We start from the raw sequence: 21,148 nt of genomic DNA, 5'->3' as shown, positions 1-21,148 counted from the left end.
TCATGTTAAATCAAGCAGAACAAAAAAATAATTTTTTGCCGGTAAAAGAAGCAGATCGGATAGTTATAGAATACTACACCGATCCGCTTTGTTGCTGGAGCTGGGCATTAGAACCGCATTGGCAAAAGTTACTGCATGAATTTAAAGATTATATCACTTACTCCTATTTTATGGGAGGACTGATACCAAATTGGCAAAATTATCAGGATCCGATGAATTCCATCAACCGGCCAGGCCAATTAGGGCCGTTGTGGATGGAGGCAGGCCAGGTTACACAAACGATAATTGATCCTGCCATTTGGGCAGAAGATCCGCCAACTTCCTCTTATCCTGCCTGTATTGCCGTAAAAAGTGCCGAAATGCAATCCAAAGCAGCAGGCGAAAAATATTTGTACAAGCTGCGGGAAGCCGTAATGACAAACAAACAAAACATTGCAAAGCCCGAAGTATTGGCAGCAATTGCCCGAAATTTTTCTGAGATAAATCCCGATCTTTTAAATTACAATCAGTTTTTAGAAGATATCAGCGGCGAAAAAAGCCTGCAATTATTTAGAAATGACCTGCAAAACGTCCGTTATAACCGTATTGGCCGTTTTCCTACTTTAACCATTCATAAACCAGGACAAACCGGCGTTATTTTAACAGGTTATCGCCCTTACGAAGTTTTGCTTCAGGCCATTAGTGTTGTCGCTCCGGAACTGGCTGGCAATACTTCTGCTTTAAACTAACTATTTTCTGCTGAGGTTTGATCTGTTGCTGCCCGCTCAAATTTTTTAAATTACAATCAGATCAAATACAATTTCCTACAATTGCATATTTAAATCTTATAGCCTGATCAGCTAAAGTATGTTTATGGAGCAGCAATTTTACCAGCATTTATTTGAGCAAAGGCAAGGGACGGATATTGTTCCTTCCAACCAGGAAATTGCCGAATGGGCCTTGCAACTGATCGGCTTGCTGTTCCCCGAAAAATCCGAACGTACTTTTACCGATATTGATGCCTTAAAAGAAGCAGTTGCCGCATCCCAAAAGCAGCTTTTTAAAATGATGGAAGCAACCGGCGCCTGCCAGGATTGCGATAACCGGCAAATTGCGGCTGCTTTTTTTGATACCGTTCCCGAACTTTACCGTGTTTTAAATACCGATATCGAAGCCATTTTTAACAACGACCCGGCAGCCAGAAGCCGTTTTGAAGTCATCCGAAGTTATCCTGGTTTTACGGCCGTTTCTTTTTACCGCATTGCCCACGCTTTGTTGCAACTGAATGTGCCGCTGCTACCGAGGATTTTGACTGAATATGTTCATGCAAGAACAGGAATTGACATCCATCCCGGTGCAATTATCGGCGAATACTTGCACATTGACCACGGAACCGGAATTGTCATTGGCGAAACTTGCATCCTGGGCAATAACATTAAACTATACCAAGGCGTAACGTTGGGCGCTTTAAGTGTGGATAAAAGTATGGCCGATGTAAAACGGCATCCAACGATAGAAGACGGCGTGGTGATTTATTCGGGCGCCACCATTTTGGGCGGCGATACCGTTATTGGCAAAAACAGCATTATTGGCGGCAACGTTTGGCTCACCAAAAGTGTTCCGCCAGGCTCGGTGGTTTACCATAAACCCAGCATTACGGTGGCACAAACCACAATTTAATACGATAAAAGAAGCATTATGGCCGGAATTATTGATTTGATCGGAAATACGCCTTTGGTTGAAATTACCAGGCTCAACCCAAACCCAAATGTTCAGGTTTTTGCAAAATTGGAAGGGAATAACCCTGGCGGAAGCGTGAAAGACCGCGCTGCTTTAAACATGATTAAAAGCGCTTTAGAGCGCGGCGAAATAAAAGCGGGAACCAAATTAATTGAGGCAACAAGCGGAAATACCGGCATTGCTTTGGCCATGATTGCCCGTTTGTTTGATCTGGAAATCGAGATCGTGCTTCCCTCCAACTCTACCAAAGAGCGCGTTTTAACGATGGAAGCTTTTGGCGCGAAAGTTACGTTGCTGGAAGGGATTGAAAAATGTCGCGATTATGCCGTAGAAAAAGCAGCGCAAGGCGATTATTTTTTGATGAACCAGTTCTCTAACCCGGATAATTATCTGGCGCATTATAAAACCACCGGACCTGAAATCTGGCGCGATACCAACGGCAAAATCACGCACTTTGTAAGCGCGATGGGCACCACCGGCAGCATCATGGGAAATTCAATGTTTTTGAAAGAGCAAAACCCTGACATACAAATTATCGGTTGCCAGCCAACAGAAGAATCTTCTATTCCCGGCATTCGTCGTTGGCCTGCGACTTACCTGCCCGAAATTTTTGATGCCAAACGTGTTGACCGGATTGTTGATGTTTCCCAAGCTGATGCCACCGCAATGACACGGAAAATGGCCAAAACAGAAGGGATTTTTGCCGGCATGAGCAGCGGCGGTGCATTAACCGTTGCGCTAAAAATAGCGCAGGAACTAAAAAGCGGTTTGATCGTTTTTATCGCCTGCGACCGTGGCGACCGCTATTTAAGCAGTGATTTGTTTGGGTGATTTGGTTGCCGGTTTTCAGTTGCCGGTTCTATGTTCGATACATAAACAACATGCTTCTTTTATCATATAAATTTTATGCCGATAAAAGAAGCATGACGCTTGCAATAAAAACCAGAACTTACAACCGGCAACTGAAAACCCGCAACTAATCTTATAACTTGCTTTTTAAATCAGAAGCTTTATCTTTTGCTTCACTTGCTTTATCTTCTGCCCAATCTTTGGCATCGCCGGTTTTGGCAGAAACCAAACTAATCAGTTGATCCAGTTTAGAAGACAATTTATCAGTCAAAGATTCTTTTAAACCTTCGGCTTCATCTACCAAATCTGTAAATTTATCTTTGAATTTGTCGCTGAAATCAGAAGCTGCATCGGCAACGGCTTCCTGTGTGTCTTCTCCGCTTTGCGGCGCTAATAAAATTCCGGCCAAAACACCGGCTGCTACGCCAATCAGGATTCCGGCAATTAATTTTGATTCACTTTTCATGGGTTAAATTTTAAGGTTAAGTAATTTTTTTGTTGTTATGTTGAGGTGATGAACAATTTTCACACCAAAAGTTCAAACACAGGTGCAACACCGCGCTTTTATTTATGTTTCAAAACCTCGCACCAAATTTTTGCCGGTAAAAGAAGCATCGGGCCGGGCAAGGTTAAGTTGCTTTATCACGCAAACGTCTAATTAGTTAATCAAACGATTAACTTCTTTAATTCTTTCTATCTTTGGTCAAACATTATTGTTTAAAACAAATTAAGGTTTAAGCTTTTAGCTAATAACAAGCAGTTTATGCTAAATGTACAATCGAAAAGGGCAGCCAAAATTTTTGAACCATTTGAATGAAGCTTGACAACAGCACTACATTAGAAGAACCCGAAACCGTAAAGCCAAACTTGTGGCAACGTGTTTCTGTGTTTTTTGAAGATATATACAACGTTTACCGTTTTATACTTCGTTTTTTTAAAGAAGCTTTTTTGCCGCCTTACGAGTTTAAAGAGTTTATACGCCAATGTTACGAAGTTGGCTACCGTTCGTTTCCCTTGATTACGCTGACTGGTTTTATCACCGGCATCGTTTTTACCAAGCAATCGAGGCCTTCTTTGTCTGAGTTTGGCGCAACTTCCTGGCTGCCTTCGCTGGTTTCTATTGCTATTTTCCGCGCTTTGGCGCCTTTGGTTACCGCTTTAATTGGTGCCGGAAAAATAGGTTCGAGTATTGGTGCCGAACTGGCTTCCATGAAAGTAACCGAACAGATTGATGCGATGGAAGTATCGGCCACCAAACCCTTTAAATTTTTGGTTTGTATGCGGGTTTTGGCCACAACCGTTAGCATTCCAATTTTGGTGATGTACACAGCTTTCGTTTCAATGTTGGGCGCTTATTTAAACGTTAGTCAAAACGAAGGGACGAGTTTCAGCGCTTTTTTCCAAGATGCTTTTGAACCTATTTCTTTTTTGGATTTTAATACCTCGCTGATCAAATCCATCGTTTTTGGTTTTACCATCGGGATGGTGGGCTGCTATCAGGGCTATAACTCGTCGAAAGGCACAGAAGGCGTTGGCAAAGCCGCAAACTCGGCTGTGGTTATGGGCATGTTTTTGGTTTTTGTGGAAGAAATTGTAATTGTACAAATTTCCGGCTTTTTCCGGGTTTAAGTCGAAAAGAAATGGAAAAGCAAAAAGTAGAGATTGACAGAAGCAAAGCGGTAATTGACATTAAAGGGTTGGAGAAATCTTTTGGTGATTATGAGGTGCTGCGCGGGATAGACCTGGAAGTTTACCAGGGCGAAAACGTGGTGGTTTTAGGCCGTTCCGGCACCGGGAAATCCGTGTTGATCAAAATTATTTCGGGCTTGCTAAAACCGGATGCAGGAAAAGTAATTGTATTGGGCGAAGATGTAAACAGCCTGAACTCAAAAGAACTGGAGCAACTTCGTTTGCGCATCGGTTTTTCTTTTCAAAACAGTGCTTTGTACGATAGCATGACGGTGCGCGGAAATCTGGAATTTCCCTTGGTGCGCAACCAGCGGAACTTAACCAAAGCCGAAGTAAACAAAGAGGTAGAAAGCGTACTGGACGCGGTTGGCCTGCTGCAAACCATCAACCAAATGCCTTCCGAACTTTCGGGCGGGCAGCGCAAACGGATCGGTATTGCGCGTACGTTGATTTTGAAACCCGAAATTATGTTGTATGACGAACCTACGGCCGGCCTCGACCCAATTACCTGCATCGAAATAAACCACCTGATAAACGAAGTGCAAAAAAACTACCACACTTCTTCCATCATCATTACACACGATTTAACCTGCGCCAAAGAAACCGGCGACCGCGTAGCCATGCTGCTTGATGGCAAATTTGAGCGTACCGGCACTTTCGAAGAAGTTTTTAACACCAATGACGAACGCGTGAAAACATTTTACAATTACAATTTTATCCAATAAATTATGCAAACAGCAGAAACTAAACGAAACATATTGGTAGGCTTATTTATATTTTTTGGCCTGGTTATTTTTATCGTAGGCATATTTACGTTGGGCGGCCAGCAAAAATCCTTTGTGAAATCGCTGCGTATCAATGCCGTTTTTAACGATATCGGCGGTTTAAAACCAGGCAACAATGTTTGGTTTTCGGGCGTGAAGATCGGCACGGTAAAAACCATCAAATTTTATGGCCGCTCTCAGGTTGAGGTAAATATGAGCATTGAGCAATCGGCGCAGCAATACATTCGGAAAGATGCAAGTGCAAAATTAAGTTCTGATGGTTTGATCGGAAACAAAATCATTGTGCTTTTTGGCGGAAACCCGAAAATGCCGGAAATTGAAGACGGCGATATTTTACAGGTGCAAAAAGAGCTTTCTACCGATGACATCATGAAAACTTTTCAGCAAAACAATGAAAATTTGATCGGGATTACCACAAACTTTAAAAAATTAAGTACAGATATTGTAAAAGGAAAAGGGACTGCAGGTGCCTTATTGGCCGATTCGAGTTTGGCGATGAGTTTTCGCGCCATCGTTAACAATTTGCAAAAAACAACGCGTACTTCGGCAAAATTGGCCGGACAGTTAGGCGTGTTTACAGCAAAATTGAACACGAAAGGTGGTTTGGCAGATAAAGTAATGACCGATACAACCGTGTTTAACAAACTGCAGGCAACAGCCAATCAACTGCAAAAAACGGCCGGAAACGCTTCGGCAATCACCGAAAACCTGACCAAAGCCAGCAACAAATTAAACAGTACCGACAACGCAATGGGTTTGTTGCTGAACGATGCCAAAACGGCCAACCAGGTTAAAACCACAATGGGCAATTTGGAGCAAAGCTCTCAAAAACTGAACGACGATTTGGAAGCCGTGCAGCATAATTTTTTGCTCCGCGGATTTTTTAAGAAAAAAGAAAAAGCCGAAGCGGCGGCGGCCACAACACCAAAAGCAACTACAAACGAGTGATGCTTCTTTTACCGGGTAAAAATTTGCCGCGCTGTCATTTCCACTGAAGGGAAAAATCTTCTTTCAACTTAAATGCTTCTTTTATCGGGTAAAAATTGGTGAACAAAAAAACGTCCTGCAAATTGCGGGACGTTTTTTTTGTTGGATTTTGAAAAATCGTGATGCTTCTTTTATCGGCATAAATTCTACATCTTTCCCAACACTTCGTCCAGTTGTTCTGCCGTCATGCCCGGCGTAAAACGCGGGCCGTAAAGCAAACGGATCAGGAAAATATCATAACTATCAAACTTCACCACATTGTTGTTTTGTGAATAAAAAACACTGGTCGGGTAATTTTCCAGCGGTGTAAAAAAACCAAAAAGCTTGATTATACTTTTCCGGATGGCACTGCGTGCGGCAAGCTGGTCTGAAAAATTGGGAACGGTAATCAAATCAATGGCCTGGTAAATTTCCCCTTTTCCGTTAAACTTGTAATACGTGCCGCCAAGCTGGCTGAAAGACTGCGCAATAGCCGAAGGTATCTGGGCGCCAAAATCGTTTTTACCACCGAGAAAAACAGAAAAATTAACTTCATCTTCGGATTTTGCAGGAGCGATATCCAAACTGGTCAATGCTTTTACCTGGCTGAAAATGGAATCAATTTCGGTAGAAGAATAAGCTACTTTTCCGGTGTAAACTTTATAACGGATCGGCACCACCCATTTTTTGATAATCAGATTGCCGGCCTGGTCTTTAGAAAGCGCAACCGTTTTAAAGTTTTGCTTATCAATAGTGCCCATTTGGGCAAAACCAGGGATTGTTGCCAGCAGGCAAAGAAATAATAAAAGTTTTGTTTTCATGCGAAATAAAATTATGCAAAAGTTGTCAGGATTTTAAGCACCAACATTTAAACAAAGGAATGATTTTTTGTAATGACATCAGCATAACTTTTAAACGTTGGCTTTAACCTACTTTTACTGCAAATACTGTTTTTATTCCAACCAAATTTTATACGGTAAAAGAAGCATCTGAAAATTAGATGAAAGCAATCGGACCTGAAATAAAACAAATTATGAAAATTGAACAATTTGAAGATAAAAGCCTGTCGCATTATGCTTACGCGATTTTGAGCGACTGTGAAAAACAAGTTGTCTTGATTGACCCGGCCAGGGATATTGCGCCTTATCTTGATTTTGCAAAAGCCAACGAAGCAAAAATTATCGGCGTAATCGAAACACATCCACACGCCGATTTCGTGAGCAGCCATTTAGAATTGCACCAAAATTTGGGTGCCACGATTTATTGTTCCAAGTTGGTAGATGCCGCTTATCCGCACCAAACTTTTGATGACGGCGACGTAATTGCATTCGGAAAAATCAAATTAAAAGCAATCAACACGCCCGGCCATTCACCCGATAGCATCAGCGTAATTTTAGAACACGAAGGAAAAGACCATGCTGTTTTTACCGGTGATACTTTGTTTATCGGCGATTGCGGCCGTCCGGATTTGCGGGAAAACGCAGGAAACATCACCGCCAAACGCGAAGAACTGGCTGCACAAATGTACCGTTCCCTCCGAGAAAAATTAATGGTTTTGGCTGATGACGTGCTGGTTTATCCTGCACACGGTGCCGGAACTTTGTGCGGAAAAGCTTTGAGCGATGCCAACAGCAGCACCATTTATGCAGAAAAGCAGAGCAATTGGTCACTACAAAAAATGACGGAAGAACAATTTGTAAAAGCTTTAATCGAAGACCAGCCGTTTGTGCCCAAGTATTTTTCTTTTGATGTAGGACTGAACAAAAAAGGCGCGCCAGGTTTGGCTTCGTCCATCCAAAAAGTTCAATTATTAAAACCTGAAGATTTGATCAACTTGGAAGAAAATACAGTTATCATTGATACACGGCCGGCCTCACAATTTAAATCGGGACATTTGCCATATTCTATCAATTTAATGGAAAATGGTAAGTTTGAAACCTGGCTGGGCAGCATCATTTCTCCCGAAGAAAAATTTTACCTGACGGCCGAAAATGAAACGGTTTTACAGAAAATGATCAAACGGACGGCAAAAATCGGCTATGAAACTTTGATCAAAGCAGCTTTTGTGTCCAATTTTGGGGCGATAAAAACAGCATTGCTGGATATAGAAAACTTCAAAAAAGAAACTTCAAATTACCAGATTGTTGACATCCGCAACCCAAACGAAGTTGCAGAACATCCCATCTTTCAAAATTCTTTAAAAATCCCTTTGCCCGAACTTCGGGAAAGGGCAAATGAAATCCCAACGGAAAAACCAATTGTAGTGCATTGCGCCGGTGGCTACCGCAGCGCAGCCGGAAGCAGCATTTTGGAAAACCAGCTTGCGCAAAATGTAACGGTTTATGATTTGGGAAATGCGGTTAATGAGTTTTGATAATATTTTGATTGATTGCAATTTAATTATTAAATCCTTCTTGTTTGTTTTATAATGATGCTTCTTTTATCGGCCAAAAATCAAAGTCTCACTAATTTTTAGGTGATAAAAGAAGCATCATCAATTTTAAATGGGCGTATAGAACTTATAGAAGAAATCAGGGTTTTTAATACCGTAACCTTTATTGTCTGTACTAAGTGCAACCCAATCGTTTATGTGATAGCTTTTAGCGCCGGTTTTAACTTCGTGTACAAAACGCAAACGCACGTGGTCGCTATCTTCAATTTGATCAAAACTGGGTGCGGTTGGTTTAAAGTTTAAAGTAAACTGATAGCCATTTACAATTTCCAATCTTGCACTTTTCCATTTTCCGTTTGGATACTTTTGGATATGTGTTATTTGTCCGTCTGCAAAACGCACTTTGTTTCTTTCATACGAAAATGGATATGATGGTATCTTGTCTGCTTCGGCTAATTGGAATATTTTTACGTTATTTTTGTAGATAAAAGCAGGTTGAATTATAACTGGAGAGTTTTTTCCAAAAGCACTTCCGAAAACTTTCATTGTAATTTCGTCGCCAAGTTTAAGCAAATTGTTTAATTCTTTTTCCTGTCCAAACATGGTTCTCATCAAATATTTTTTCCCATTATAAGAAATTGTATAACCTTGAGTTTTATGATTACCTGTATTTAAAATATCCAAATCTTTAACACCATCTCTGTTTACAATCTCTATAACTTTAACAGTTATGGTTTTCCCCATAACATCTTCTGCCAACTTCTTTTTTTGTTTAAATTCATCTGTTTGTTGGTAAGCTTTAAATTTTTCATTCTGCTTTATTTCTTCAGGCGTACGTTTAACTTTTTGACGATATTTTACAGTATCTAATTTAATAGTTGAACTTGAAGAATTACTTTTGTTTGGACGCTCACTTTTATCTTGCTTATTCAAACGCAAACGATCATCAGGCTTTGACTTGGAAACTAATTTTGCTTTGTTTTCCTTTTCTACAGGTTTCAAATCATTTTTTAATTTGGTAAAAGCCAGACAGCTTACCAATACCACCGGTACGATAAGTACATAAATTGCTTTTCTCATTTTTGCTGAAGGTTTATTAAACAACATTGTAATGCGCTTTTTAAGTGGTATTTTACTGAAGTTGTGATAGAGCATACCTTGCCCGGCTACTGACAAATGCAAAAGCAAATCGGCGTACATGCTTTTATCCGTTGAATTAGCCATCGCACGGTCCACTTCAAACTCATGGTTTTCTTCAATTGATTTTGAAAAGAAGTAAATAAACGGGTTAAACCATAAGATAATTTGTGCAATTTTTACAATTAGCCGGTCAATAGAATGATACAATTTAACATGCAGCATTTCGTGTGCAATGATCTGTTGCCGTTCATCAGCAGACAATTCCTGATCGTTTAAAAAAATATAATTAAAAAAGGAACCGTTAGGCAGTTTAGGCTGATTGTATAAAATATTTACAGTTCCAATTTTGGTAATTTTTTTGGTAGAAAGCTTTTTAAACAAAATGATCAAAGTAACAAGCAGATGAAAAGCCAGCACTGATACAATTAAAAGATAGCTGATCTTGAATAACGATAACCAATCAATTGGATTTTCCGTTGCAACAGGAATCTGAATGTTTGGCAAATTTTGAGGTGTAGTTTGTAAGGTATTTACATAAACGATCTGCTGCATTACCGGCATTTGCCGAAGTTGCGGAGCGACAGAAATGCGCACCAACGGAACAACAAAACTTATAAAGATGCTGCCCAACAAATACCATCGGTTTAATACAAAAAAAGTAAGTTTGCTTAAAAACAGATAATAGAACAAATAAAAAACGGCGGTACAAGCCGATACTTGCAACAGATAAATTAGAAAGTTCATAGCCCTTTGTTTTGATTAATAATTGCTTTAACCTTGTTTAAATCCTCCTCGCTTAATTGTCCTTCTTTTACAATAAATGAAAAAAGGCTTTCTGCAGAATTGTCAAAGTAACCGGAGAAAAGCTTTTTAAAAGAACTTTTCCGGTACTCGGTTTTAGAAATGAGCGGGAAGTATTCGTAGGTTTTGCCGTAAGCTTTAAAACTTGCATAACCTTTTTTTTCGAGCAAACGCACTACCGAAGAAATGGTATTGTAAGGTGGTTTCGGGTCATCAGGCAGGGCATCAATAATGTCTTTTACGAAACACTTTTTCAACTGCCATAAAATCTGCATTACGCGTTCTTCGGTTTTGGTCAATTCTTCCATAACCAAAGCTATAACTTATTTTTCAATTATGCAACTTATTTTTAAGTTTTATAACTTATTTTTCAGGAGAAGTAGGATTGGGGATTTTAGGAAAGAATTTTTTCCGGTATGTTTACCAGTTTTAATTAAGAGAAGTTTGCTTTTGATTAAAATAGCAATGCTTCTTTTATCACCTAAAAAATGGCCTCCATTCGGTCTCAATTTATTTAAATTGAAGCAGGCACCAATTTTTATAGGGTAAAAGAAGCATTGCCACCAATCCTCGGTTATTAAACCCTTACCACGGGCTAACCCCTGTTTCCGGAGCATTGTCATCACTAAAAAACTGACCTGTCGGCCCGTCTGAACCTAACAGGGCTGCTTTTACCACTCGGGCCGCGGCATCCGGCACAGTTCCCGGACCGCTGTGATTGTTAAAGTCTGTGGCGGTGTAGCCGGGGTCAACGGCATTTACTTTGAAGGGCGTATCGCGCAAATCATAAGCCAATACAATCGTATAAGCATTGAGGGCAGCTTTAGATGCAACATAAGCAGCCGGCTTAACCTGGTAATATTTCCACGCAGGGTCATCTTGCAAGGTAAGCGAACCTAAGCCTGAAGTAACGTTAACGATCCTTGGTTCCGGCGATTGCTTTAACAAGTTCATAAATGCCTGTGTTACTGCGATCACGCCAAAAAAATTGGTTTCAAATACCTGCTTAAATACGGTGCCGTCCGTTGCTAAAGCGGTTTGCGGAAAACTGCCGGCAATCCCTGCGTTGTTGATCAGTACGTCCAGCACTTTGGTTTTTCCGCCAAGTAATCTACGGGCCGCCTTTATTGATTCGGTTTGATCTGCATCAATCTCTATTGGCTCTACCTGGTCTAAGCCTTCCGATTGTAGCTGACCAACCGCTTGCTGCCCTTTTTGCAAATCCCGGCATCCCAGATAAACGTAATACCCTTGCTGTAATAATTGCCTGGCCGTTTCCAAGCCAATGCTTTTGTTTGCTCCTGTTATCAGTACTGTTTTCATATTATATTTTTTAAACAGTACAAATCTACGGCCTGCATTGTGGCCGGTTGTAACACATCCGGCGGTATTAATGGTACATTTTACGGATGTTGGCCCGGTAATCGGCAGGCGTTGCGCCGGTTTCACGTTTAAAAAAACGGTTAAAATAAGAGGCATCTGCAAAACCAAGGTCAAAGGCAATTTCTTTTAACGGGTTTTGGGTATGAAAAAGCAGGCGCCGCGCTTCCAGTACCACCCGCTCATGGATGTGCTTGATGGCCGGTTTGCCACTTTGTATTTTCACCACTTCGCTTAAATGCCCGGCAGAAATATTTAGCAGGGAAGCATAACCGCCCACTTCACGCAGTTCGCGAAAGCACTCGTTTACTTTAGCATGAAACTTTTGTAACAACAGCTTATCAACCGAAGCATGGTTCTCCTTAAATTGTTCTGTATAAAGGCGGCTTAAATAAGTAAGTAGCAAAGACAAATACGCGGTCAGCATCCTTTGCTGCCATTCACTGGGGCTTTGATATTCAACATTGATTTTAGCCAGGATATCCTCTACAAAATTAATGTCGGCCTCGTTCAGCAACAATTCATAACCCTGCTGAAGGTTTTGGATGATAGGCAGTTCCATCAATGAAGCGTTTTCCTGATAGGACAAAAACTCGTTCGTAAAGGCAATACCCGTGCTCCATAAATGTTTAAATTCTTCTTTAACAATGATTTGATTTGGCCCGTTAAAGTAAACCGTATGGTCTTGAAGTATGTAAGGCGTCATGTCTATCCATTGCCGGGTGCCTCCGGCCCGCCTGATAAAAACGATCAGGTAATGGTCTTTACGGTGCGGAATGAGTAGATCGGACTGGTTTGGAAAACTGCCTTCGTAATTATATACCCTGAAATGTTTATTGCCGGTCGCCTCGTCTGGTTCTAAATGATAAACCGGTACGTGCGGATTGGCGCTAAGTACTTGCATTAGTTAAAGCTATAATTTTGGTGCGAAAAATTGGCTGAATGGTACATTTTTATATTTTGATTTAGCCAATTATTATGCCTGATAAGCCAAAAACAACTTTACAGCCTCCACCGCTTCTTTCACATCATGCACCCTTAAAATCGAAGCGCCATTCAGCAAAGCCATCGTGTTTAAAACCGTAGTTCCGTTTAAGGCTGTTTCTGCTGTTTCGCCTAAAGTTTTGTAGATCATTCCTTTGCGGGAAATTCCGGTCAAAACGGGAAGGTTAAGCAACGCAAAACCTGGCATTTGTTGCAGCAATTGAAAGCTTTGTTCGCGTGTTTTGGCAAAACCAAAACCCGGATCCAAGATCACATCGTGTACATGCAATTGCTTCAGCCGGTAAATTTTCTCTGCAAAATAATCAAACACTTCGCCAAAAACGTCTTCGTATTGCGCCTTTTCCTGCATGTTTTGCGGCGTTCCTTTCATGTGCATCAGAATGTACGGAACCTGCAAACGGGCAACGGTTTCAAACATTTGCTCGTCCAAATTTCCGCCGGAAATATCATTGACGATATGCGCGCCAGCTTGAATGGCAGCTTCTGCAACCTTGGCCCGAAATGTATCTACCGAAATAATAGCTTCCGGAAAAGCTTTTGCAATTGCTTCAACCATAGGCATTAAGCGGTCAGTTTCTTCTTCGGCAGAAATATCCGCAGCGCCAGGCCGGGAAGAATAAGCACCAATATCCAGAAAATCCGCACCTTCGTTCACCATTTTTTGTGCCATAAAAACAGCATCGCCAACATCAGGCTTCCGGCTTCCGGCAAAAAAAGAATCGGGCGTAACGTTGATAATGCCCATCACTTTTGGCGTGCCCAGGTCAATCAGTTTGCCGCCCGCATTGATCGTCGTCTTTTTCCGAAAAAATGTATCTTTAGCCATCTTAAAGCAGCTTTTTATCCGTAAAATACTGCACATCAAATATCGAAATAAATTGAACTCCCTTGTTTTGAACCGCACCAAAACCGAATACGAAGCTGTGATCCAGGTTTGTAAAGAACTGTTTATCAAAAAAACAAAAGATTACGGCACGGCCTGGCGCATCCTTCGCCCGGCTTCTATTACCGACCAGATTTTTATCAAAGCACAACGGATCAGGACGTTAGAAGAAACCGGGATCAACAAAGTTGGCGACGGCATTACCGGCGAATACATTGGCATTGTGAACTATTGTGTGATCGGCATCCTACAATTGGAACTGGAACCAACTGCACCGATGGAAATAAACGTGGAAGAAGTAAGCTTCTTTTACGACCAAAAAATCAAAGAAACCTACGAACTGATGCTGGACAAAAACCACGATTACGGCGAAGCCTGGCGCGATATGCGCACCAGTTCGCTTACAGATTTAATTTTAATGAAACTGCTTCGGGTAAAACAAATTGAAGATAATGCGGGCAAAACGTTAGCTTCCGAAGGCGTGGAAGCGAATTACCAGGACATGCTGAACTATGCTGTTTTTGCGTTGATAAAATTAGGAGTGAAATGAAAAGGAATTTAGTTTGGTTTTGCCGTATCGCTGTCGGCCTGTTGTTTATTTTTTCGGGGTTGATCAAAGCAAATGACCCGCTGGGCTTTTCGTACAAACTGGTTGAATATTTTGAGGTTTTCCACTTAACTTTTTTAAACGGACTAGCACTTGCTCTGGCCATTTTTTTATGTGCGCTGGAAATGCTTTTTGGTTTCGCCTTGCTAATTGGCGCACGCGGAAAACAAGTGGCCTGGGGCTTACTTTTGCTCATCGTTTTCTTCACGTTCCTCACCTTTTATTCGGCGGCGTTTAAAGTGGTGCAAAGCTGCGGTTGTTTTGGCGATGCCATTCCGCTCACGCCGTGGCAATCGTTCGGCAAGGATCTGGTTTTGCTGTTGCTGATCGTTTTTATCTTCCTGAACCGAAACCTCATTCAGCCTTTATCCAACAAAAAAACAGAAAACGTGATGCTTCTTTTAGCCACTATTTTTTCGTTTGGCGTGGGCATTTATACTTATAATTTTTTGCCGGTGATTGATTTTCTGCCTTATAAAGTTGGCGCGAACTTACCGGATGAAATGAAGATCCCGGAGAACGCGGTGCCGGATGAATACGAAATCACCTACAATCTCCAAAACAAAAAAACAGGCGATAAAAGAAGCATCACCAACAAAGAATATTTAAAATCGGGGATTTGGAAAGACAACAACTGGGAAATTACAGGCGAACCAACCAGCGTTTTAATCAAAAAAGGTTTTGAGGCGAAGATCAAAGACCTGAATATCAGCGATGCGCAGGGAAACGATTACACCAAAGAATTGCTGAACAACCCGTTTTACAACCTGATTGTGGTTGCTTATAATCTGGATGAAACCAACAGCGATGCGATCAATAAAATCAATGCGTTGTCCTTAAACCTCACTCAAAACTTTAATGTGCGCACTGTTTTGCTCACTTCCAATTCCGCGCAGGATGCAGAAGCTTTCAGCAAAGCACACAAGTTGTTTATGGAAATTTTTTATGCCGATGGCGTTCCGCTTAAAACCATGGTCCGTGCCAATCCCGGTGTTTTGTTGCTAAAAAACGGAACGGTGATTGGCAAATGGCATTACCACAATCTGCCTGGTTATGACGAGTTGGTGGATAAATATATTGGGAAACAGTAGTTTGAATTATGAAGATTACCAAACTGGAATTAAAAAACTTTAAACGTTTTGATGATTTAACGATTGATTTGACATCATTGGTTGAACCGGTAAAATTGGTTTTGTTAATTGGAACGAATGGTTCCGGTAAATCTTCTGTTTTTGATGCGTTTGAGTTTGCTAATAAAGTTATAAGACATGATGTTTATATCGAACCTACAAACCCAAAACCACCTCATGGATATTATGAAAAGAATAAATCTGAAAATTACTATATCAATATATTTTTTGATAATAGTTTAAAATTTTCAAATAGTAGGTTAGTATCGCAAGTTGGTCAATTTCCTTACAATACTTTTTATGGAAGAACAAGCAATAGACAAATTACTAAACTAACACGAACAGCTTTAGGACAAGGAAATATATCTTTCGAAAATGACCGAGATCGCCCCGATACTTTTATTGATCGTGATGATAGATTCGAAAATGATATTGAAAAAGTAGCTTCTTTAATTCTAACAGATGTTTTTAAAGGTAACTATTCAACAGAGCAAATTATTGAAAGTTATATTAATCCTATAAATAAAGCTTTTATAAATATTTTTGGAATCGAAGACAACACAAAGATCGAGTTAATTTCGTTTAAACCTCCTTTGGATGGAAATACTGCTGAAATATTATTTAAAAAAGGATATTCAACAATTCCTTATAATTTACTTAGCAGCGGTGAAAAAGAAATTTTCAATATTCTACTCAATCTTTTAACCAGAAAAGAATATTTCCAGGATACAATCTATTTTTTAGATGAAATTGACCTTCACCTCAACACCCAACTTCAAAAAAACCTGTTAAAAGAAGTAACCGAAAATTGGATTCCGGAAAATTGCCAATTGTGGACAGCCAGCCATTCTTTAGGTTTTATAGAATATGCAAACGAAGCGGAACATGCAGCCATTATTGATTTTGACAATTTAAACTTTGATGTTTCGCAAGTGATTGTGCCTTCGCCAAAAAAGAACTTTGATGTATTTGAAATTGCGGTAAGCAAAGAGTTTTTGTCAAAAGTTTTTGAAGGCAAAAGGATTGTTTTTTCAGAAAATACGGATACTTCGATTTATAATAGTTTAAATATTACAGATACAATTTTTTTCAATGCCCAAAACAAAGCAGATGTATTTTACAAGACTAAGAATAATCCAAGTTACAAGGGTTTGATCGACCGGGATTATTTAACAGATGAGGAAAGACTTGATTTAATTCATCGATATAAAAACTTGTTAATATTATATTATTACTCAATTGAAATCTAATTATTCCATCCGGAGAATTTAGAAGAATACTTCAAAAGTAATGATAGAGAATTTAACAAAGACAACTATTTGAATTCTATAAGAATCGAAAACAAGACAATAAGAGACAATATATTGATGGGATTGATGGTTGCCAGAGACAGCTATCCTTTTTACAGAGAAAACGAGAATGTCGCGAAGCTAAAAGCAATCAGACCAAGTAATCAAACTATTAGGGAAATGTTTGATTCTACTGATTTTGAAACTTTTTACAAAGTATTCCCGGCAAAGGATTACGGAAAACAAATCCCGGAAAGGCAAAATCTAAACAAAAATGATCTCGCCAAAACCAATTGGTTTAAAACACAAATTGAGAAAGTTTTAACCAAATGATCAGCTACCTCCTCCGCAAATTACTGTACGGTTTTGCCGTGATGCTGGGCGTGGTTGTGGTGGTGTTTTTCCTGTTCAATGTTTTGCCTGCCGATCCGGCACGGATGACGCAGGGACAAAGAAGCGATGTGCAATCTTTAGAAGCCGTACGCAAAGAATTTGGTTTGGACAAACCCATTCCTGTACAGTTTGCTTATTATTTGAATGATCTTTCGCCAATTGGCTTTCATTTAAACAACAAAGAAGAGCAGCAAAAATATGGCTATATAAAGTTGTTCAGCATTAGCAAAAACCACGTTATTGCGCTAAAATGGCCTTACCTGCGCCGCTCCTACCAAACGCGAAAAGATGTGGCCAAAACTTTGCTGGGTGTCATTCCAAACACGTTGATCCTGGCCACAACCGCCATGGCCTTTGCTTCTTTTATCGGTATATTTTTAGGGGTGATGGCTGCCGTTCATCAAAATACCTGGATTGATAAATTGGCTGTCAGTTTTTCCATCATCGGTATTTCTGCGCCTTCTTTTTTTGCTGGGATCATCATCGCCTGGGTTTTTGGTTTTGTGCTGAGCAAATATACCGGCCTCAATATGTCGGGCAGTTTAACCGGTTACGATCCGTTTAAAGGTGAAGTGATCATCTGGAAAAACCTCATTTTGCCGATGGTAACTTTAGGTTTACGTCCGCTGGCCATTATTGTGCAACTTACAAGGAACGCTATGCTTGACGTTTTAGGTCAGGATTATATCCGAACGGCAAAAGCAAAAGGACTAGATAAAAACAGCATCATTTATAAACATACTTTAAAAAACGCTTTGAACCCGGTGGTTACGGCCATTGCAACCTGGTTTGCTTCGCTACTGGCCGGTTCTTTTTTTGTGGAATATATTTTCGGCTACAACGGTTTGGGAAAAGCAACGGTTGATGCGCTGGAAACTTCGGATTTTCCCGTTGTGATGGGCGCGATTTTGTTTATCGCTTTTATTTTTGTAGTGATCAGCCTGCTGGTTGATTTGTTGTATGTTTGGATTGACCCGAGGGTAAAACTAAACTGAATTTTTATCTGCTAAAAGAAGCATCACGATTCAAAACATCAAATGAAAAAGATAAAATATTTCATGTTATTTATTATTCTGATTTCTTTTTCAGCTTGTGCACAAAATAAAAAAGATTTAAGAACTCTTCTCCAACAAACTCCTTTTGATAAAACCCTGATTGCAAATCTGCCTCAATATGAAAAACTAAAAAATATTGTTTTTTTGAATTTAGACACAATTTTTAAGTTTAGAAACAGTCAGCATATTATTGATTATCACGAAGGGAACAAAGTAACCAAAAAACAGCAAGGTGATTATCAATATGAATTCTTTAAAAACTACGTACCAAAGAGTCATTTAGCCGAAGGATTATCACTCGAAAATATGCCTTCGAATATCTATCCTTCCATCAACAAAATATTTACCACATTAGGAAAAGACAAAATAGACGGATTTTCAATAACAAAAGACAGTACAATTGAAATCATTTTAAAAAGAAGTTTTGACAAAAAGACCCAATCAGATATTAGTCATAGACTTAGCTGGCGCAAAAGAAAAATAATTGTATTTGGTGATCCGGATTCGCTTACAATTATGAAAGATACTACATTTAATAATAATTGGAGATATTACATTTGGGTAGATAAAAGAAGTGGTTTATAATATTAATTATCATCAAGTGGCGGATATTTTCCTTCATGTAAAACTAAATTAAGATGGACGCACCCGCTCAAATGTATTTCCCCCAAATGTTCGTGCTGTTGCTGCTGTTGGGCATTTGCACGTTTTGGCTTGGCCGTTTGATCCAATGGTTGCTGCTGCGGAAAAGCCATCCCCGAAGAAAAATATTTTTTATCCTGATCGTTTCGCTCCTGCTTTCTTACCTTTTGGCTTTACTTTTTTGGTTCATCTGGCCGCAACCCACACAACCCATGTGGACAGTCTTTTTTTTGCCCGCAGTAACCGGCGAGCTTATCATCCTTGTCATCACCGTTGTAATGTACAAAAGAAGAAAACCAAAATGAGCCTTATTTTTCTCATCGGTTTTATGGGTTCGGGCAAAACTACGCATGGGCGCAAATTAGCTTCGCATTTAAAAGTTGATTTTATTGACCTGGACGAGGTTTTCGAAAAGCAAAAAGAAATAACCATCGCGAAGTATTTTGAAGTTTATGGCGAAGAAAAATTTCGGCAGTCAGAATCGGCTTTGCTAAAAAATACCGATTATCCAGAAAATGCCGTAATTTCTACCGGCGGCGGTTTGCCTTGTTTTTTTGATAACCTGGATTGGATGAAGCAGCACGGCACTACAATTTATTTGCAGGTTCCGCCAAAAGTTATTGCATCACGACTGAACAATGCCAAAACAGAACGGCCGCTTTTACAACAAAAAACCGGCGAAGAACTGCTGCAATACATCACCGAAAAACTAACCGAACGCGAACCAATTTATTTAAAAGCGCAGGTAGTTGCAAACGGTGTGGACATTACGCCACAAAAATTGATTGGTTTGATTGAACAACAATTAGGTTGATGCTTCTTTTATCACCTAAAATTCGGGTCATCAGGTTTCTGGTTATTCAACGCCTACACCAATTTTTACCCTGTAAAAGAAGAATTGCGTTTTTTTATCCTGCAAATTTAAACGAAGCCCTAAAAGTTTAAACAACTTCTATATTAACTATTTTTCTTTTTATTAAAACCTGCTACCGTTCCTGCTGTTAAGGTTGTTAAATAAGATCATTAAAAACCATTTATTATGATTAACGACGAGATTAAAAAAGTAACGGATACGGTAAAAGACACCATATCGCCTATAAACGACGAGTTTAAAAAAGTAACAAGCACTTTAAAAGACACGTTATTACCTGAAAACCCAAATGCCAACGTAGGCAAAACCGACCGGATTATTTCTGTTGGAACTGGTGGTTATATCTTTATCAAAGGTATTTTCAACCTGTTTTCTCACCCGATACTGGCTTTAACCGAAGTTGGTATTGGCGCGGCATTGTTGCACCGCGGCATCAGCGGAAACTGTGAAATTAAAAAGATAATTGATGATATGGACGAAACCAACGAACCGGCAACTTCGATGGCGCATCCTTATCCATCTACCATTACACCATTGTAATTGTAGCTTTAAAAATTAAAAAAAGGATATTTCCGTTTGGAAATATCCTTTTTTTGTGCTTGTTGATTTTTTGTAGAACTTCTTACAAAGCACCTTCGGCAAAAGTGTTTCCCTGCCTGATGTCGCCGGTTTCGTAGCCTTTTTTAAACCAGTACATCCGTTGTGCCGATGTGCCGTGCGTAAAAGAATCCGGCGAAACATGCCCGGTGGCTTCTTCTTGCAAACGGTCGTCGCCAATGGCATTCGCGGCGGTCAAAGCAGATTCAATATCGCCGGGCTCAATCACACTTTGGTTATCGCTGTTTTTCATTTGCGCTTCGTAATGCGCCCAAACACCGGCATAAAAATCAGCTTGTAATTCCAGCTTGACCGACATTTTATTGTAATCCGTTTCGCTCATTTGTTCGCGCATCTGGTCCATCTTGGCAGAAACGCCCAGTAAATTTTGTACGTGATGGCCAACTTCATGCGCAATCACATACGCTTTTGCAAAATCGCCACCTGCATGAAAACGGTTACTCAATTCATCAAAAAAGCCAAAATCAAGGTAAACTTTACGATCGGCCGGGCAATAAAACGGTCCGGTTGCCGAACTGGCCATGCCGCAGCCCGAAGCATCAACTTCGTTTTGAAAATGGACTAATTTCGGTTTTACAAATGTTTTTCCCATACCAGCAAAAATTTTAATCCAGGTAGTATCAACATCTTTTAAGATCACTCTCGTAAAGTGCAGGTTTGTACTATCACTTTGGCTTAGTCTTGATGGTGCTGCAGATTGCTCTGTGGTTTGCTGCTGATCTCCGCCAACCTGGTTCAACAATTGTGTAGGGTTATAACCGGTAAACAGGTAAATCACAAAACCTACAATACCGATAATGCCGCCGCCAATACCTAACCCACGGCCGCCGCCACCGCCCGATCCGCCATCTTCAACATCGTTACTTTCCTCACGTCCTAACCAACGCATAATTTATCTTTTTTAAGTTTTTGAAAATTGTTAACAATAGTATGG

Annotated in this window: 24 protein-coding genes; 16 read left to right on the top strand and 8 right to left on the bottom strand. The window is 40.1% G+C overall.

Annotation, left to right across the window (positions count from 1 at the left end; genetic code table 11):
* Window positions 1–2 precede the first annotated feature (2 nt).
* The 3 genes from V5804_RS10700 (at window position 3) to cysM (ending at window position 2,550) form a co-directional block, all read left to right on the top strand.
* Window positions 3–728 (top strand): DsbA family protein, encoded by a 726-nt coding sequence (locus V5804_RS10700; protein ID WP_369591378.1) that lies wholly within the window; start codon window positions 3–5, stop codon window positions 726–728.
* A 124-nt stretch (window positions 729–852) separates the two neighbouring features.
* Entirely contained in the window at window positions 853–1,659 is an 807-nt protein-coding gene (gene epsC, locus V5804_RS10695; RefSeq protein WP_369591377.1) for a serine O-acetyltransferase EpsC, read from the top strand.
* Window positions 1,660–1,677: 18 nt separating this feature from the next.
* On the top strand, window positions 1,678–2,550 hold the full coding sequence (gene cysM, locus V5804_RS10690; protein WP_369591376.1) for a cysteine synthase CysM: 873 nt from the start codon (window positions 1,678–1,680) through the stop codon (window positions 2,548–2,550).
* A 151-nt stretch (window positions 2,551–2,701) separates the two neighbouring features.
* Here cysM and V5804_RS10685 read toward each other — a convergent pair whose 3' ends face one another.
* Window positions 2,702–3,034 carry a YtxH domain-containing protein gene (locus V5804_RS10685; RefSeq protein WP_369591375.1) on the bottom strand — a complete coding sequence of 111 codons (333 nt, stop codon included), beginning with the start codon at window positions 3,032–3,034 and terminating at the stop codon, window positions 2,702–2,704.
* A gap of 347 nt (window positions 3,035–3,381) precedes the next feature.
* On the opposite strand from V5804_RS10685, the gene V5804_RS10680 reads away from it, so the two are divergent.
* Genes V5804_RS10680 through V5804_RS10670 form a run of 3 tightly spaced genes read left to right on the top strand, consistent with a single transcriptional unit; the run spans window position 3,382 to window position 5,990 of the window.
* Window positions 3,382–4,197, top strand: a complete 816-nt coding sequence (locus tag V5804_RS10680) for an MlaE family ABC transporter permease (RefSeq protein WP_369591374.1) — start codon at window positions 3,382–3,384, stop codon at window positions 4,195–4,197.
* A gap of 11 nt (window positions 4,198–4,208) precedes the next feature.
* On the top strand, window positions 4,209–4,982 hold the full coding sequence (locus tag V5804_RS10675) for an ABC transporter ATP-binding protein (RefSeq protein ID WP_369591373.1): 774 nt from the start codon (window positions 4,209–4,211) through the stop codon (window positions 4,980–4,982).
* Window positions 4,983–4,985: 3 nt separating this feature from the next.
* A complete protein-coding gene (locus tag V5804_RS10670; protein WP_369591372.1) occupies window positions 4,986–5,990 on the top strand; it encodes an MlaD family protein in 1,005 nt (334 codons plus the stop codon).
* Window positions 5,991–6,175: 185 nt separating this feature from the next.
* On the opposite strand, the gene V5804_RS10665 is transcribed toward V5804_RS10670, so the two are convergent.
* On the bottom strand, window positions 6,176–6,829 hold the full coding sequence (locus V5804_RS10665) for a DUF2927 domain-containing protein (protein WP_369591371.1): 654 nt from the start codon (window positions 6,827–6,829) through the stop codon (window positions 6,176–6,178).
* A 212-nt stretch (window positions 6,830–7,041) separates the two neighbouring features.
* Here V5804_RS10665 and V5804_RS10660 point away from each other — a divergent pair, with 212 nt between their 5' ends.
* On the top strand, window positions 7,042–8,382 hold the full coding sequence (locus V5804_RS10660) for a rhodanese-like domain-containing protein (RefSeq protein WP_369591370.1): 1,341 nt from the start codon (window positions 7,042–7,044) through the stop codon (window positions 8,380–8,382).
* A 126-nt stretch (window positions 8,383–8,508) separates the two neighbouring features.
* On the opposite strand, the gene V5804_RS10655 is transcribed toward V5804_RS10660, so the two are convergent.
* The 5 genes from V5804_RS10655 to folP form a co-directional block, all read right to left on the bottom strand.
* Window positions 8,509–10,134, bottom strand: coding sequence for a M56 family metallopeptidase (locus V5804_RS10655; protein WP_369591399.1), 1,626 nt, complete (start codon window positions 10,132–10,134; stop codon window positions 8,509–8,511).
* A gap of 146 nt (window positions 10,135–10,280) precedes the next feature.
* Entirely contained in the window at window positions 10,281–10,649 is a 369-nt protein-coding gene (locus V5804_RS10650; protein ID WP_369591369.1) for a BlaI/MecI/CopY family transcriptional regulator, read from the bottom strand.
* Window positions 10,650–10,926: 277 nt separating this feature from the next.
* Complete coding sequence (locus V5804_RS10645; protein ID WP_369591368.1) at window positions 10,927–11,664, bottom strand: SDR family oxidoreductase; 738 nt, start codon at window positions 11,662–11,664, stop codon at window positions 10,927–10,929.
* Between the two features lie 67 nt (window positions 11,665–11,731).
* Complete coding sequence (locus tag V5804_RS10640) at window positions 11,732–12,625, bottom strand: helix-turn-helix domain-containing protein (RefSeq protein ID WP_369591367.1); 894 nt, start codon at window positions 12,623–12,625, stop codon at window positions 11,732–11,734.
* 72 nt (window positions 12,626–12,697) lie between these two features.
* Window positions 12,698–13,552 (bottom strand): dihydropteroate synthase, encoded by an 855-nt coding sequence (gene folP, locus V5804_RS10635; RefSeq protein WP_369591366.1) that lies wholly within the window; start codon window positions 13,550–13,552, stop codon window positions 12,698–12,700.
* Window positions 13,553–13,619: 67 nt separating this feature from the next.
* Between folP and V5804_RS10630 the strand changes: the two genes are divergently transcribed.
* The 9 genes from V5804_RS10630 to V5804_RS10590 all read left to right on the top strand — a co-directional run bounded on the left by V5804_RS10630 (window position 13,620) and on the right by V5804_RS10590 (window position 20,136).
* Entirely contained in the window at window positions 13,620–14,159 is a 540-nt protein-coding gene (locus tag V5804_RS10630) for a DUF1599 domain-containing protein (RefSeq protein ID WP_369591365.1), read from the top strand.
* Window positions 14,156–15,307: a BT_3928 family protein gene (locus V5804_RS10625; protein ID WP_369591364.1), complete on the top strand. Its 1,152-nt coding sequence runs from the start codon at window positions 14,156–14,158 to the stop codon at window positions 15,305–15,307. The genes V5804_RS10630 and V5804_RS10625 overlap by 4 nt, the downstream gene beginning before the upstream one ends.
* Before the next feature lie 8 nt (window positions 15,308–15,315).
* Window positions 15,316–16,596, top strand: coding sequence for an AAA family ATPase (locus tag V5804_RS10620; RefSeq protein WP_369591363.1), 1,281 nt, complete (start codon window positions 15,316–15,318; stop codon window positions 16,594–16,596).
* 219 nt (window positions 16,597–16,815) lie between these two features.
* Window positions 16,816–16,968: a hypothetical protein gene (locus tag V5804_RS10615; RefSeq protein WP_369591362.1), complete on the top strand. Its 153-nt coding sequence runs from the start codon at window positions 16,816–16,818 to the stop codon at window positions 16,966–16,968.
* Window positions 16,965–18,023, top strand: coding sequence for an ABC transporter permease (locus tag V5804_RS10610; protein WP_369591361.1), 1,059 nt, complete (start codon window positions 16,965–16,967; stop codon window positions 18,021–18,023). The genes V5804_RS10615 and V5804_RS10610 overlap by 4 nt, the downstream gene beginning before the upstream one ends.
* 42 nt (window positions 18,024–18,065) lie before the next feature.
* Complete coding sequence (locus tag V5804_RS10605; protein ID WP_369591360.1) at window positions 18,066–18,668, top strand: hypothetical protein; 603 nt, start codon at window positions 18,066–18,068, stop codon at window positions 18,666–18,668.
* A 53-nt stretch (window positions 18,669–18,721) separates the two neighbouring features.
* Window positions 18,722–19,030, top strand: a complete 309-nt coding sequence (locus V5804_RS10600) for a hypothetical protein (protein ID WP_369591359.1) — start codon at window positions 18,722–18,724, stop codon at window positions 19,028–19,030.
* Entirely contained in the window at window positions 19,027–19,539 is a 513-nt protein-coding gene (locus V5804_RS10595; protein WP_369591358.1) for a shikimate kinase, read from the top strand. The genes V5804_RS10600 and V5804_RS10595 overlap by 4 nt, the downstream gene beginning before the upstream one ends.
* Before the next feature lie 225 nt (window positions 19,540–19,764).
* Complete coding sequence (locus V5804_RS10590) at window positions 19,765–20,136, top strand: DUF2892 domain-containing protein (RefSeq protein WP_369591357.1); 372 nt, start codon at window positions 19,765–19,767, stop codon at window positions 20,134–20,136.
* 82 nt (window positions 20,137–20,218) lie between these two features.
* Here the strand turns inward: V5804_RS10590 and V5804_RS10585 are convergent, their stop codons facing one another.
* The gene (locus V5804_RS10585; RefSeq protein WP_369591356.1) at window positions 20,219–21,103 is read right to left on the bottom strand and encodes a neutral zinc metallopeptidase; all 885 of its coding nucleotides are present in this window, start codon (window positions 21,101–21,103) and stop codon (window positions 20,219–20,221) included.
* Window positions 21,104–21,148 lie beyond the last annotated feature (45 nt).

The organism is Mucilaginibacter sp. (assembly GCF_041088075.1).
GTDB lineage: Bacteria > Bacteroidota > Bacteroidia > Sphingobacteriales > Sphingobacteriaceae > Mucilaginibacter_A.
The sequence above is the reverse complement of the archived record's forward strand: the minus strand, read 5'-3'. Positions and strand labels throughout refer to the sequence as shown.

Bases quoted from the DNA above. Each gene is read 5' to 3' on its own strand.
- V5804_RS10700 (WP_369591378.1), top strand. From the start codon at position 3: ATGTTAAATCAAGCAGAACAAAAAAATAATTTTTTGCCGGTAAAAGAA.
- epsC (WP_369591377.1), top strand. From the start codon at position 853: ATGGAGCAGCAATTTTACCAGCATTTATTTGAGCAAAGGCAAGGGACG.
- cysM (WP_369591376.1), top strand. From the start codon at position 1,678: ATGGCCGGAATTATTGATTTGATCGGAAATACGCCTTTGGTTGAAATT.
- V5804_RS10685 (WP_369591375.1), bottom strand. From the start codon at position 3,034: ATGAAAAGTGAATCAAAATTAATTGCCGGAATCCTGATTGGCGTAGCA.
- V5804_RS10680 (WP_369591374.1), top strand. From the start codon at position 3,382: ATGAAGCTTGACAACAGCACTACATTAGAAGAACCCGAAACCGTAAAG.
- V5804_RS10675 (WP_369591373.1), top strand. From the start codon at position 4,209: ATGGAAAAGCAAAAAGTAGAGATTGACAGAAGCAAAGCGGTAATTGAC.
- V5804_RS10670 (WP_369591372.1), top strand. From the start codon at position 4,986: ATGCAAACAGCAGAAACTAAACGAAACATATTGGTAGGCTTATTTATA.
- V5804_RS10665 (WP_369591371.1), bottom strand. From the start codon at position 6,829: ATGAAAACAAAACTTTTATTATTTCTTTGCCTGCTGGCAACAATCCCT.
- V5804_RS10660 (WP_369591370.1), top strand. From the start codon at position 7,042: ATGAAAATTGAACAATTTGAAGATAAAAGCCTGTCGCATTATGCTTAC.
- V5804_RS10650 (WP_369591369.1), bottom strand. From the start codon at position 10,649: ATGGAAGAATTGACCAAAACCGAAGAACGCGTAATGCAGATTTTATGG.
- V5804_RS10645 (WP_369591368.1), bottom strand. From the start codon at position 11,664: ATGAAAACAGTACTGATAACAGGAGCAAACAAAAGCATTGGCTTGGAA.
- V5804_RS10640 (WP_369591367.1), bottom strand. From the start codon at position 12,625: ATGCAAGTACTTAGCGCCAATCCGCACGTACCGGTTTATCATTTAGAA.
- folP (WP_369591366.1), bottom strand. From the start codon at position 13,552: ATGGCTAAAGATACATTTTTTCGGAAAAAGACGACGATCAATGCGGGC.
- V5804_RS10625 (WP_369591364.1), top strand. From the start codon at position 14,156: ATGAAAAGGAATTTAGTTTGGTTTTGCCGTATCGCTGTCGGCCTGTTG.
- V5804_RS10620 (WP_369591363.1), top strand. From the start codon at position 15,316: ATGAAGATTACCAAACTGGAATTAAAAAACTTTAAACGTTTTGATGAT.
- V5804_RS10615 (WP_369591362.1), top strand. From the start codon at position 16,816: ATGTTTGATTCTACTGATTTTGAAACTTTTTACAAAGTATTCCCGGCA.
- V5804_RS10610 (WP_369591361.1), top strand. From the start codon at position 16,965: ATGATCAGCTACCTCCTCCGCAAATTACTGTACGGTTTTGCCGTGATG.
- V5804_RS10605 (WP_369591360.1), top strand. From the start codon at position 18,066: ATGAAAAAGATAAAATATTTCATGTTATTTATTATTCTGATTTCTTTT.
- V5804_RS10600 (WP_369591359.1), top strand. From the start codon at position 18,722: ATGGACGCACCCGCTCAAATGTATTTCCCCCAAATGTTCGTGCTGTTG.
- V5804_RS10595 (WP_369591358.1), top strand. From the start codon at position 19,027: ATGAGCCTTATTTTTCTCATCGGTTTTATGGGTTCGGGCAAAACTACG.
- V5804_RS10590 (WP_369591357.1), top strand. From the start codon at position 19,765: ATGATTAACGACGAGATTAAAAAAGTAACGGATACGGTAAAAGACACC.
- V5804_RS10585 (WP_369591356.1), bottom strand. From the start codon at position 21,103: ATGCGTTGGTTAGGACGTGAGGAAAGTAACGATGTTGAAGATGGCGGA.